Genomic DNA, 12,643 nt, shown 5'->3' on the forward strand with positions numbered 1-12,643 from the left:
AAACGAAGACGGTGTCAAATGGCTGAACGCAGCGCCGGGATGACCTTTTCGCCGATCAAATTTATCCCATGGGCAGACGACAGCCCGTGCGGCGTCCCAAATTCAACGCGAGCTACACCTTTTGCGTGTAGTGATAAAGCATGTTCGATCACGTCGGCTGGATTGCCCGCGAAGGCGAAACACTGTAACAACTCGTCGGAGATGAGACGCATAGCGCTCTCCAAATCGTTAGCTTCCACTAGTTTTTGCAGACGACTGACCAGCTCGGGTTCGACCTGAACTGTCGGATCGAGTGGAGCAACGACTGGCAAGTACAAAGCAACGGAACGACGAGCGGCAGCACGAGCCAAGTCACGATCCTCGTCAACGACCGTCACAGCACCGAGCACAATGCCGACACTACGCGCACTCCCTTCGGCAATATAGCTGCGAATGACTGGCACAATCGCGGGATTGGCTGAACCGCCGACTTTGACTTCATCGGCGATCTCACCCGCGAGGGCGCACAACTTGCGCCCCCAAGAGCCGATCAACAGCGGGATCGGCTCCAATGGGGTAGGGTAGGGGGGGCGAACGTGCGGCGCGAGGCGAAAGATCTGACCTTCATAGCCGTCACTGCCGCCAGCGAGCAAATAGCGAATCACTGCGGCGGCTTCGCGAATCGTCTGGATTGATGAGTCTGTGATGCCGTGATCCGCGAGCCAAGCACCGCGCGCCAAACCTATATAGACACCGCCTTGGGCGACATCAGCCAGCAGCGCCGTTTGCGCGGCGATGTCAATGGGGTGAATGCGCGTTGGTGGTACGGCCGCCGGACCAAGGCGCGCACGAGTGATGTGCGGTGCCATGAGCAGGAGTGGACCGTAACTGGGATGAAAGGGCGCATCACAGTACACACTGACGACGTCGAAGTCATACTGGTTGATAAGCTGCGCGAGCGCGATGTACTCCGCGGCGGTTTTGTCGGTTTGGAGCGCGATGCTAATTTTCATGTCAAGTCATCACTGTTCAGTTCACGTTGGCCGATCCGTTCAATGCGCATGCTGAGGCGTTCGTCAGGATCCGGGCAGGCGATGAGTGAGTCGCGGTCCATCCAGTCATTTGCATCCAAGACACGCTGTTTGGCGGCCAACAGCGGGAGCACCGCGCTCAGGGCATACATGCAAAAGTGCTGACCGTTGGGAATGCGCACCCGACTGCTCTCGGTCAATTCAAAATAGTCGCCGACTTGCATGCCGCAGACCGACCGCCCTTCGATAGCAACGACGGTTACGCGCAGGTCGTAGAGCTGAAAATTGCCCACTATTCCACCACGTAGAGCGTCTGGAAACCGCGGGTCAAGGGTTCACCGCCGCCGGGACGCACGACAACTACATCTTCAACGCGCGAGGAAAAGCGGTCGAACAAGGTGATGCTCGGCTCGACTGTGAACATCATGCCTTCACGGACGACGGTTTTGCTACCCTTGGTCAGGAAGGGAGGTTCGTGCACATCCATGCCGATGCCGTGGCCGAGACGATGCCGGAACGCCTCGCCGTAGCCGGCTTCTTCGATCACACGGCGGGCAGCGGCATCGACCTCTTCACAAGTGGCTTGATCAGCCTTGAGCGCGGCAATGCCCGCGGCCTGCGAGCGCATAATCAGCTCGTAGACTTCGCGGAACTGGGCATTGGGCTCACCAAAGGAGACGGTGCGGCCAAAGTCATAGCACCAGCCGTTGTAAACGGCGCCGAAGTCAAACAGGATGGAGACAGGTGCGGTCAATACGCGCGGCCATGTGCCAAGGCGATCGCCAAACTTGAGCGGGTGATTGGGTCCGGAGTTGTAGAGCGAGGTCGTGAAGGATGGCCCTAAGCCGCCGTGTTTACGCAGTTGGTGATCAACTTCATCAACGACGTCAAGCTCCGTCATACCGATCTTCAACTGCTTGAGCACATCGGCGAAGGCGGCTTCGGTGATCTCTCCAGCCTGACGCATGACAGCAATTTCTTCGTCCGACTTGATCACGCGCTGCTGACGCAAAATGTCGGTCGCCGAAACAAAGCGAGCGTCGGGAAACAGTTTCTGCAGGTTGATGAGCGTTTCGGCATGAGCACGGTCGCTGATGGCGATGCGCGGATTGGCGGACAGCCCAAAGCTCTTCAGAACATCGGCGACGAGCGTCGCAGGATCGTCCCAATCGCCGAGTACGCGCATCTGCACGCCTTCCAAACTGCCCAACCCGCCAAACTCTGCAGACATACGCGGGAGCAGCAGAACCGGATCGCTTTTGGGGGAAATCCACGCCCCTTCGATCCATGCGCCCGGATGCAGCGTGACGCCGAAATTCGGTATATCTCGGGGAACGCCCATGAGATAATCGAGGTCGGTGTGAATCGGAAGGAAGGCGACATCCGCCTCCGCTCCCAGCAATCCCTGAAACTTCGTAATACGATCTTGGTAATTCATGTTGGCGCTCTTCCAGCTTTTCGATAGAATATTGAGTGCACATCGGGTGAATGTAATACAGTATAACCAATTTGAGGAGAGCATATGCGTCGTTTCTTGCTGGTAATTGTCATTCTCCTGTTCGGCGTTGGCGTCTTCGGACTGTCGGCGCAAGACGAAAAGGTCCTGGTGGTCGGTCACGCGGAAAGCACCGACTCGCTGGATCCCGCTCATGGCTATACCCAGACGACCGGGATCATTAATCGCGTCACGTATGAAACGCTGGTGACCTTCCCGGATGCCGATGCGAGCGCGATTGTGCCGCTGTTGGCAGCTGATTGGACGGTGGCAGAAGATGGCCTGACCTATACGTTTAACCTCAACACCGCGGCGACCTTCGCGAACGGCGATATGCTGACCGCCGATGATGTTGTGTTCTCGTTCAATCGCCTCAAGTATGTGCAGGGGACGCCCTCGTTCCTCGCGGCGAACATTGCCAGCGTGACGGCTGATGATGCGGACACGGTCACGGTGGTGCTCGGCACGCCGGATCCTGCCTTCCTCGCGAACCTCGCGGCGAATCCGTTTGCGATCACGAACGATGCACAGGTAGTGGAAAATGGTGGTTCGGCGGCGGAAGATGCAGCGACGACCGACACGGCTGAAGCCTTCCTGAATGGCACGTCGGCGGGGACCGGCCCGTATGTCCTCGAAAGCTGGGAACCGCAGGTTGAGACTGTGCTCGTCCGCAATGCGAACTATTGGGGTGAAGCGCCGTACTTTGATCGCATCATCATCACGAACATCCCCGAAGCGGCGACCCAGAAGGTAGCGCTGGAATCGGGCGAAATTGATATCGCGCTCGATCTCACGTCGGATCAACTGTCGACAATGGGCGACAATGCCGATGTCACGGTGGCGACGACGCCCGGTAACATCGTGCACTTCCTGCTTATGAATAACAATCCGGAACTCGGCGGCCCGGTCTCGGATCCGCGCGTGCAGTTGGCGATCCGTTATGCGCTCGACTACGAAGGTTACAAGGCGCTGTGGGGTGGCATCACGCCGGCCTCACCGCTGGCGGTTGGGCAACTGAGCGCCTATGGCGAAGACCAGGCGTTTGTCCGTGATCTGGATCAGGCGCGTGCGCTGCTGGCCGAAGCGGGCTACGCAGATGGCTTCGACATCACGCTGAGCTACCCGATCTTCACGTTCCAGGGCGTGAATATGGAGACCAACGCGCAGAAGATTCAGGCCGACCTCGCCGAAGTTGGTATCAACGTGACGCTGAACCCGGGCGAACTCCAGGTCAGCCTCGAAGAATACCGCAGCGGTCAGCAGGGCTTCGCTTACTGGTTCTGGGGCCCGGATTTCCTCGACCCGATTGACGTGCTGTCGTTCCTGCCCGGTGGCAAGGTCGGTGGCGAACGCGCCAATTGGACGGATGAAAACGCCGAGCAGTCAATCATTGACCTGCGCGATCAGGCGGCGGTAGAGTCGGATCCTGAAGCACGCGTGGCGCTGTTCCAGCAGATTCAGGACTATCTGCGTGAGTCTGGCCCGTGGGCGGCATTCCTCCAGCCGAACGTGCAAACCGCTTTCCGTTCGGATCTGCAGGGCTATGTGTGGCATCCCCAGTGGCTGATCAACCTCGCGCTGTTGAGCCGCGCCGAGTAGTCTAGTCGCAGTATTGTCTCATCCAAGTAACCAGCCTCCTGCTCGTTAGAGCAGGAGGCTGGAATTAGGCTAAAACGGCATGCCCATCTATTTGTTTATTTTGCGCCGGGTGCTGGTCACCATCCCGCTGCTGCTAGGGATAACGCTGGTGTCATTCCTGATCGCGAATGCCATTCCGGCGGATCCGATCAACGCGAATTTGCCACAGAGCCAACTGAACAACGAAGAACTGGTCGCGGCGTTTCGAGCAGAATGGGGACTGGACAAGCCGCCGGTCGAGCAATATTTCACGTATCTCGGTAATCTGCTGCAAGGCAATCTCGGACGTTCCATCAAGACACGCCAGCCCATTGCCGAAGATATCGCCCGGTTTCTGCCCGCGACCATTGAACTCGCTACTGTCGCGACCGTGATGGGCGTGGCAATCGGGGTGACCTTCGGCGTTGTATCGGCCGTATGGCACAAGAGCTGGTTGGACATTGTTGTGCGGATCCTCGGACTTATTGGCGTGAGTATCCCCGTGTTTGTACTTGCCTTGATTGGCCTCTCGGTGTTTCATGCTCAGCTCGGTTGGGTGGCAGGGCCGGGACGGTTGGGCGCGCGGACACCCGAACCACCGTTGGTCACCGGGTTGTTGATCATTGACAGTATCTTGAGCGGACAATGGAATACGCTGCGCGATGCTGCGTCGCGGCTCATACTACCCGGTATGGTGCTGGCCCTGTATATCGCGGGTTTGATCAGTCGTATTACGCGGTCGTCGATGCTGGAAGTGTTGGGGCTCGACTACATGCGGACGGCACGAGCGAAAGGGCTGCGTGAGCGCTGGATCGTCCTCAGGCACGGATTGTCGAACGCGATGATCCCTGTCGTCACGGTGATTGGTCTATCGTATGGTTCACTGTTAGCCGGAGCGGTGCTCACCGAGTCAATTTTTGCGTGGCCGGGAATTGGGCGGTATATGTTCCGAGCCTCAACTTCACAGGACTTTCCCGCGATTATGGGTGTGAGCCTCTTGATCGCGTTAATCTACGTGGTGGTAAACCTGATTGTCGACATCCTCTATTACTTCCTTGACCCGCGCATCCGCGCCAATTAAAGCTGCGAGGATTGCCCGGCGAAATCCACTGCTGGTCGTGGGCGTATTGATCGTCCTCGTGTGGGTGATCGCCGCTCTATTTGCCAGTCAGATTGCGCCGTTTCAACCGCTGACGCAGAATGTCAGCGCCCGGTTGCAAGCGCCTGGTATGGACGTGCATACCTGGGGCACCGATGAGCTCGGTCGCGATATTTTCAGCCGGGTACTGTATGGCGGACGCATCACGATTCCGGCAGGTGTGCTGGTGATTGTAATCGGCAGCATTCTCGGCACGGTGATCGGCGCTGTCGCAGGTTACGTCGGCGGTATGTGGGACGAGATCATCATGCGCATCACCGAGCTGTTCATGGCGTTCCCGACCATCATCCTCGCGATGGCGATCACGGCGGCGCTGGGCGCTGATATCCGCAATGCAATCATTGCGTTGGTGATCGTGTGGTGGCCGTCGTATGCGCGCTTAGTGCGCGGCATTGTGCTTAAGGTGAAGCGGAACGAGTATGTTGAGGCAGCGCACTGCATCGGCGCGTCCAACTTCTACATCCTCACGCGCACGGTGCTGCCAAACTGTATTGCTCCGACCATCGTGCTGACTACGCTCGATATCGGTAACGCGATTCTGACCTTTGCCGGTTTAAGTTTCCTCGGTCTGGGCCCAGAGCCGACATCGCCGGAATGGGGCCGCATGGTGGCAGTTGGAATCGACTACTTTGATCAGTGGTGGACCTGGTTGTTCCCCGGTCTCGCCATGGCGACACTCGTCGTAGCCTCAAATTTCATTGGCGACAGCCTGCACGAAATCTTCGACCCCCGTCTGCGTTAATCCTGTGAACCTTTTGGGCGTAAGCTCGTAATAGGGGCATTGGAGAAAACGAAGGCGGGAGTCTCTGCGCGTGCGAACAGACGAGGAACTCGCACAAGGCATTCAGCGCGGTTATACAGAGGATCTGGCGACGTTGGTCGACCGGCATCATCATGCGCTGATTGGCTTTCTGTTCCGCATGGGCGGTGATCGGCGCTTGGCCGAGGATCTCGCTCAGGAGACGTTTGTTCGACTGATGCGGTCCATCCGCCAGTATCAGTACCCGCGTCCCTTCAAACCGTGGCTGTACGCCATCGCCTCCAATTTGGCTCGTGACCATTTCAAGAGCGCAGACGCGCGCTACACAGACGCGCTCGAAGAAGCATTCGAGATTGCGACCGAAGCTGACTCGGCGGCGCTGTCTGGTGATGAGATCGCGCAAGTCCAGGATGCGCTGCAGAGCCTGCCGACGCAGCAACGAGAAGCGCTGGTGCTGCGCTACTACAACGATTTGTCGCTGCAGGAAATCGCTGATGCGCTCCATATCCCGGTGGGAACAGTCAAATCACGCCTCTCCCTCGGGCTTGGGCGCATGAAGCAGATGCTGGAGGTAGAAAATGCCGGAAGATGAGTCTCTATTTGAGAAACTAAAAGCCGATTTAGGTGATGAAGCGGAAGCATCCGCGCTGCTGCCAATGGTTCGGAAGCTTGCCAGACCGATTGAAGCACCACGGGCAGGCAGCAACCAAGCGCTGGTCGAACTGCTCATGCGCGAGCTGCCGCGGCGTCAGCGGCGTTGGCAGATGCATAGGGCGCTGCTGAACAGTCAGATGCGCGTCATTCAACGCGAATTGTGGTTGGCGTCCTTCATGTTGATGGCCATTGGTGTGGCCCTGACGATCACTCAAGCAAATTCGCTCGTGTTTGCCATGATCGCGCCGTTCATTGCGGCGGGCGGAGTGGCATTTCTGTACAACGAGACGGATGCCGCGATCGAGGAGTTGGAGAACAGCCTGCCTACGTCGTCCACGTTGTTACTGGTGACCCGGCTGATGCTGTTGTTTGCGTTTGACCTGGCGCTGGCGCTTGTGGGCAGTCTGGTTCTGGCCGTCGTGCTGCCAGGTGTGTCCCTGCTGCCCTTGATCGAAGCATGGTTCGCGCCAATGACCTTTCTGACGAGTGTCGCGTTCTGCCTGAGTATCGTTTTGCTGGACACATTCGCCGCGTTGATGTTCAGTCTCACGCTGTGGGCGGTGCATCTGCTCCTGCGGACGCGTGCCGATGGGAATGTCTGGTTGTGGGTGGCCTCGCTGCCCGGGCTGAATGCGTCGGAAACCCGCCCTCTGCTATTGCTGGCCGCCGTCGCGCTGTTGGCGAGTGCGCTGCTGTATCGAGCTGAACGGGAGCGCTACGCAAAATTATGATGTTGATGATTGGGATTGTGCTCGCTATTCTCGCGCAAATTGGTGCTCCGGCTGCACAAGATTATGGTTTTGAGCCGGCCACGTGCCCGTTTGGCAATGCGACGAACTACCAGATTGACTGCGGATATGTCACAGTCCCCGCTAATCATGCTGAACCGGAGAACGGAAACATTCGCCTTGCAGTGGCAGTCGTCCGCAGCCCGAACCCGCAACCCGACCCGGTCGTCTTTCTGGCAGGCGGTCCGGGAGACAGCGCGGTGATGAGGGCACCGTTGACGGCCATCAGTTACGGAAAGCTGCTCAAGTCGCGCGACCTAATCATCTTTGATCAACGCGGCGCGGGTTTGTCGCGACCAACGCTGGATTGTCCCCAGATCGGATCTATGCTGCGGGCAGATAGCGCCGAGTTCGAAGTCATGCTAGGTGAGATACTTGCGTGTAGTCATCAGATTGAACACGAGATGACTGAGACGTTCGTGTTCAACACACAACAAAGTGCCAGTGATATCCCCCTCTTGATTTCCGCGCTGGGTTACTCATCCGCTAACTTACTCGGTATCTCTTATGGTACCCGACTGGGACTAACCGTTCTGAATGAACACCCAGCACTCATCCGTAGTGCTGTACTTGATTCTGTTACCCCACTACAGATCAACGTTTACGAACATCTCCCAAGCGGTTTTGATCGAGCGATAGGGGAGATCGAAGGTCTCTGTCAAGAGGACCTTGCGTGTCGCCTGGCGTACCCCAACTTACGACAACGCTTTTATGAACTATACGACTCGCTGAATGCCCAGCCTGTCCGTATCCAAGCTGATGACCAACAAACGCAGCACCAAATCACTGGACAACTGTTAAGCCAATATGTGCTAATGAGTCTCTACCAGCGCGAAACTGTGAGCACACTACCCTCCACTCTGAGCGAATTCGAGGTTAGCAATTACCACTCCATACTCGAATGGCTCACGTCAATGTCCCGGAATGCTGGTGGTCATGGTCTAGGTATGTTGTTTGCCGTGATGTGTTCTGATCAGGGCAGTCGAACAGCACCGGAACGCGTGCAGGCGCTGGATGCCCAGTACCACCCGGCGCTGAGTCCAGACTTCGCCCTGTATGGTGTTGGCGGCGCGACCTTATGTCAGGACTGGGACAGCAGTTATACGACTCCCGGTCAGGATAGTCCCGCAGTTAGTGACGTGCCAACGCTCCTCCTGAGCGGTCAGTTTGACCCGGTGACACCGCCAGCGTGGGCGCACCTTGCGAGCGAGACTCTGCGTAACAGTGTTGTTATCGAACAGGCAAATACGGGGCATGGGGTCACGGCCACGCAGTGCGGCCTTGATCTGGCCGCTGCCTACTTCGACGACCCAACACACTCACCTGCGCTCGTGTGTACTGTTCCGGCGCTGGTGTTTGAGTTGTCTGAGCATGTGACGCGCCCAGCCATTGTGCTAATTACTGTTGTTTTAGGGGCAATCAGTCTATGGGGCGGCGGATCGGCTATCGTCGCCGTCATTCAGCATCCGCGTTATGTCAGTTGGAGTCATATTGCCAAGGAGGTGAACCTGTATTGGATACTAGGGAGCCTCGCGCTGATCATGGCATTGCTCGGTGCAAGTGGGTCGCTAAAAGCCTTCCTCAACTTAGAACCCGAAGTGGTCATCGGCTTAGCCATTCCGCTGATCGTTGGGTTGCAGTCCGCGGTGTTGTTTTCGCCACAGGATGAGCCAGCCCTCGAAGTGATTGCTGCTTGTCCTCGCGGGGTTAGCTGTCTGATTTTAGAGCGCTGGGTTGGCGTCTGTCTGGGGCAGTTTGTTTTCGCGTTGGCAGCGCTGATTGTCAGCTATCTCCTAGTTCCGGGTCAAGATCTGGCAATTATGGTCGCGCGCTGTCTCCCACCGACGGTTCTCTTCAGCGGGCTCGCCATCTTCATCACGATACGATCACGGGTAGCGGCGTTTGGCCTCGTCATGACCACGGTGCTCTGGTTCATCTTCGTCGGCTTTGGTGACCTACTGCTGCCCGGCGCCCTGCCACTTTTCTTTCCACTCAATTATATCCAGCCATTTCTCTGGGGAATTCACCCTTACGTTCAACCCAATGATTTAAGCGAAATGGGCTACTGGATTAATCGCCTCTGTGTCAGCGCACTAGGATTGGCGCTGATTTTCAGCGCAGTCCACGGGCTGCGCGATGAGGAACAACTGCTGTTTGACGGCCACAAGCATTAACGAGGGAGCGCATGCATGGAGAACATTCTGGGGATCACATATTACGAATACCGCCTGCACTGGCGGGGGATTTCACTGCGAGTGCTGGCTTTGACGACCTTGTTGGTCACATGTGTTGGCCTCCTGATCTGGAATTCGCTGCCGGAAGGGCAGTTTGCCCGGGTCTTCAATGTCGAGGGCGGGATCTCGACCAGCGTTGTGCAGACTTTCCTCACATTTCCGGCGCTCATCTGCGTCGTGGTCTTCATCTTTCCGGTGGCTGCCAGCGAGTGCATTCCCGTGGACAAACATCACCGGACGATTGAATTGATCGACAGCCTGCCTGTGACACCCGTAGAATACCTCGCAGGCAAGCTGCTGGGATACTGGTTGGCGGGTCTGATGATTATACTGGTGGCGGCGCTTATCAACGGCGGGTTGTGGTGGTTGACGCTGCCGGGCTATGACATTATCCGCTACGGCGAACTGTGGTTCGTCGCGGCCTTGGTCTTCATGATCAACAGCGGTATCGGCATTCTGCTTGGCGGCACGCAGCCAAACCGGATTCGGGCGGCGGCACTCGTGATCTGCGTGTTAATCGCGGCCACCGTCATTCTTGGGAGCGCCGACGATGCCAGACAGCCCACCAGTGTGCTCTCATTTGCTAATCCGGCCCATTTGTCGCTGATCGTCGCCTATATTGATCCCGGCATGAGCGAGGGCTTGCATCTAACCTCGGCGAACGTCTCGCTATCGCTGCTGGGTGGCCTCATCGAGGTTGCCATGTTGTTTGCGGGCTTGCTTCTCCTCCGACGGCGACCGTAACGCACCACTGCGAAAGGATGATAAACCCGATGATTGAAATTGATAGCCTGACGAAAACGTACAGCGGTGACGTGCAGGCGCTGCGTGGCCTCACGTTGGACATTGGCAGCGGTATGTTCGGCCTGCTTGGACCGAATGGAGCGGGCAAGACCACCTTGATGCGAGTGATCGCAGGTCTCCTGAAGCCAAGTAGCGGCAGCGTCCGTGTACTTGGCGAAGACATCACGACGCAAACCGGGAAACTAGCAGTCAAAAGCCAACTTGGCTATCTACCCCAGGAACTGGGACTGTATCCCAATCTCACCGGGCGCGAATTCCTTGACTATATCAGCGTACTCAAGGGCATCAGTGACAAACAGGAGCGGGCGCGGCAAGTCCAAGAGATTCTTGATTTGGTTCGGCTGACGGATCAAGCAGATCGGCGGCTCAAAACCTATTCCGGCGGGATGAAGCGACGGATCGGTATTGGTCAGGCGCTGCTCGGTTATCCGAAACTGCTGATTGTTGATGAGCCCACGGCCGGGCTTGATCCGGAAGAGCGGGTGCGCTTCCGCAATCTACTGGCTGACATGGCTGGTCGGTGTACCGTCATTTTGTCCACTCATGTCATTGAGGATATCAGCCACAGTTGTAACGACCTGGCGATCATTCGCGAAGGGCGCGTGTTGTTCCGTGGTCAACCCGGCGAGTTGATTGGGTTGGCGCGGGGTAGGGTATGGTCGATTCTCACTTCAGGCGAACGGCCCACGGGTGACCTGAAAGTGGTCTCGACACTGCAATTGCAGAATGGGGTGCAGTATCGCGTGATTGGTATGCCAGATGAACAATATCAAGCTCAAGCGGTGGAACCGAGCCTTGAGGACGGTTACATGCTGGCAATGGGATAGAAATCGTGAGCCGGCGCGATGAGTGCAGTTTTTTGCAAGGCGCAAGAGAATGCTATAATGGGCGGCGGCACAATATGTAACTACAGTTATATAAATAAGGAGTTTGCCCATGAAACGCGGTCTGCTATTTCTATTCTGTTTGTGTATGCTGTTCCCGTTGAGCCTAGCCTGGGGACAAGATGTCCCCATGACGGAAGTTGGGGCAGGGGAAGGCGCTCTCGACATTATCGCATGGGCTGGTTATATCGAGCGCGGCGAGACCGATGCTGCCTATGATTGGGTGACCCAATTTGAAGCTGATACCGGGTGCTTGGTCAACGTGAAGACGGCCGCGACCTCGGACGAAATGGTCACACTAATGAACGAGGGACGGTTTGACCTCGTGACCGCCTCGGGCGATGCCAGCCTACGCCTCGTGGCCGGTGGGCGCGTTCAACCCCTGAATATTGATTTGATCCCGAGCTGGAGCACAGTCGATGAACGCCTGCAGGAAGCTCCGTGGCACACGGTCGACACGGATGGCGATGGTGTTGCCGAACATTATGGTGTTCCGTATCAATGGGGGCCAAACGTACTGATGTACAACACCGAGGTGTTTGCTGAAGCGCCGACGAGCTGGAGCGTGGTGTTCGAAGAACAGACGCTGCCGGATGGCGAATCCAATGCTGGGCGCGTACAGGCTTACGACGGCCCGATCTATATTGCCGATGCGGCGCTATACCTCATGGCCAACAACCCGGAACTTGGCATAACCAATCCCTATGCACTGGATCGTGACCAATTCAACGCGGCGCTCGATCTGCTGCGTCAGCAGCGCCAGCTGGTTGGTCGCTACTGGCACGACGCTTTCATTCAGATCGACGATTTTGTCAACGAAGGGGTCGTCGTGACCAGCTCCTGGCCGTTCCAGGTCAATCTGCTCGCGGCTGAAGGTGCGTCGGTGGCCAGCACAATTCCGGTTGAAGGCTCGACGGGCTGGGCGGACAGCACCATGATGCACGTTGACGCCCCACATCCGAACTGCGCATACCTGTGGCTCGAACACTCGTTGAACCCGAAGCTCCAAGGAGACCTCGCTGCCTGGTTTGGTTCGGTGCCCTCGGTTCCGGCGGCATGCACGGGCAATGAACTCCTCACCGATACAGGCTGCTCGACCAATGGTTTCGACCAGTTTGACCAGATTCACTTTTGGACTACCCCGACGGCAAACTGTGGCGATGAGCGCGGTGACGTGTGTGTACCGTACTATGAATGGGTGACCAGCTATATCGCGGTCATCGGCGGTCGCTAGACAA

General features: G+C 57.2%; 12 protein-coding genes. 9 read left to right on the forward strand and 3 right to left on the reverse strand.

The features are described 5' to 3' along the window. Positions 1 to 14 precede the first annotated feature (14 nt). Genes IPK17_RS23310 through IPK17_RS23320 form a run of 3 tightly spaced genes read right to left on the reverse strand, consistent with a single transcriptional unit; the run spans position 15 to position 2,448 of the window. Complete coding sequence (locus IPK17_RS23310; RefSeq protein WP_343420098.1) at positions 15 to 992, reverse strand: LLM class flavin-dependent oxidoreductase; 978 nt, start codon at positions 990 to 992, stop codon at positions 15 to 17. Then, positions 989 to 1,303 (reverse strand): TIGR04076 family protein, encoded by a 315-nt coding sequence (locus IPK17_RS23315; RefSeq protein WP_502748968.1) that lies wholly within the window; start codon positions 1,301 to 1,303, stop codon positions 989 to 991. Before IPK17_RS23315 ends, IPK17_RS23310 begins: the two co-directional genes overlap by 4 nt. Further along, positions 1,303 to 2,448, reverse strand: coding sequence for a M24 family metallopeptidase (locus tag IPK17_RS23320; RefSeq protein WP_343420099.1), 1,146 nt, complete (start codon positions 2,446 to 2,448; stop codon positions 1,303 to 1,305). The genes IPK17_RS23315 and IPK17_RS23320 overlap by 1 nt, the downstream gene beginning before the upstream one ends. 84 nt (positions 2,449 to 2,532) lie before the next feature. On the opposite strand from IPK17_RS23320, the gene IPK17_RS23325 reads away from it, so the two are divergent. From IPK17_RS23325 to IPK17_RS23365, 9 genes are all read left to right on the forward strand, one after another. Further along, entirely contained in the window at positions 2,533 to 4,104 is a 1,572-nt protein-coding gene (locus IPK17_RS23325; RefSeq protein ID WP_343420100.1) for an ABC transporter substrate-binding protein, read from the forward strand. Between the two features lie 79 nt (positions 4,105 to 4,183). After that, positions 4,184 to 5,203: an ABC transporter permease gene (locus tag IPK17_RS23330; protein ID WP_343420101.1), complete on the forward strand. Its 1,020-nt coding sequence runs from the start codon at positions 4,184 to 4,186 to the stop codon at positions 5,201 to 5,203. Further along, positions 5,178 to 6,023 (forward strand): ABC transporter permease, encoded by an 846-nt coding sequence (locus tag IPK17_RS23335; RefSeq protein ID WP_343420102.1) that lies wholly within the window; start codon positions 5,178 to 5,180, stop codon positions 6,021 to 6,023. The genes IPK17_RS23330 and IPK17_RS23335 overlap by 26 nt, the downstream gene beginning before the upstream one ends. 70 nt (positions 6,024 to 6,093) lie before the next feature. Then, positions 6,094 to 6,633, forward strand: a complete 540-nt coding sequence (locus IPK17_RS23340; RefSeq protein ID WP_343420103.1) for an RNA polymerase sigma factor — start codon at positions 6,094 to 6,096, stop codon at positions 6,631 to 6,633. Next, positions 6,620 to 7,426 carry a hypothetical protein gene (locus IPK17_RS23345; RefSeq protein WP_343420104.1) on the forward strand — a complete coding sequence of 269 codons (807 nt, stop codon included), beginning with the start codon at positions 6,620 to 6,622 and terminating at the stop codon, positions 7,424 to 7,426. The genes IPK17_RS23340 and IPK17_RS23345 overlap by 14 nt, the downstream gene beginning before the upstream one ends. Then, on the forward strand, positions 7,423 to 9,657 hold the full coding sequence (locus IPK17_RS23350; RefSeq protein WP_343420105.1) for an alpha/beta hydrolase: 2,235 nt from the start codon (positions 7,423 to 7,425) through the stop codon (positions 9,655 to 9,657). The genes IPK17_RS23345 and IPK17_RS23350 overlap by 4 nt, the downstream gene beginning before the upstream one ends. 15 nt (positions 9,658 to 9,672) lie before the next feature. Beyond that, entirely contained in the window at positions 9,673 to 10,461 is a 789-nt protein-coding gene (locus tag IPK17_RS23355; protein ID WP_343420106.1) for an ABC transporter permease, read from the forward strand. A 29-nt stretch (positions 10,462 to 10,490) separates the two neighbouring features. After that, entirely contained in the window at positions 10,491 to 11,348 is an 858-nt protein-coding gene (locus IPK17_RS23360) for an ABC transporter ATP-binding protein (RefSeq protein WP_343420107.1), read from the forward strand. A gap of 145 nt (positions 11,349 to 11,493) precedes the next feature. Continuing rightward, complete coding sequence (locus tag IPK17_RS23365) at positions 11,494 to 12,639, forward strand: ABC transporter substrate-binding protein (protein ID WP_343421500.1); 1,146 nt, start codon at positions 11,494 to 11,496, stop codon at positions 12,637 to 12,639. The last annotated feature ends 4 nt before the right edge of the window (positions 12,640 to 12,643 follow it).

This window comes from Candidatus Flexifilum breve, from assembly GCF_016713355.1.

Bases quoted from the DNA above. Each gene is read 5' to 3' on its own strand.
- IPK17_RS23360 (WP_343420107.1), top strand. From the start codon at position 10,491: ATGATTGAAATTGATAGCCTGACGAAAACGTACAGCGGTGACGTGCAG.
- IPK17_RS23310 (WP_343420098.1), bottom strand. From the start codon at position 992: ATGAAAATTAGCATCGCGCTCCAAACCGACAAAACCGCCGCGGAGTAC.
- IPK17_RS23365 (WP_343421500.1), top strand. From the start codon at position 11,494: ATGCTGTTCCCGTTGAGCCTAGCCTGGGGACAAGATGTCCCCATGACG.
- IPK17_RS23325 (WP_343420100.1), top strand. From the start codon at position 2,533: ATGCGTCGTTTCTTGCTGGTAATTGTCATTCTCCTGTTCGGCGTTGGC.
- IPK17_RS23355 (WP_343420106.1), top strand. From the start codon at position 9,673: ATGGAGAACATTCTGGGGATCACATATTACGAATACCGCCTGCACTGG.
- IPK17_RS23350 (WP_343420105.1), top strand. From the start codon at position 7,423: ATGATGTTGATGATTGGGATTGTGCTCGCTATTCTCGCGCAAATTGGT.
- IPK17_RS23345 (WP_343420104.1), top strand. From the start codon at position 6,620: ATGCCGGAAGATGAGTCTCTATTTGAGAAACTAAAAGCCGATTTAGGT.
- IPK17_RS23320 (WP_343420099.1), bottom strand. From the start codon at position 2,448: ATGAATTACCAAGATCGTATTACGAAGTTTCAGGGATTGCTGGGAGCG.
- IPK17_RS23330 (WP_343420101.1), top strand. From the start codon at position 4,184: ATGCCCATCTATTTGTTTATTTTGCGCCGGGTGCTGGTCACCATCCCG.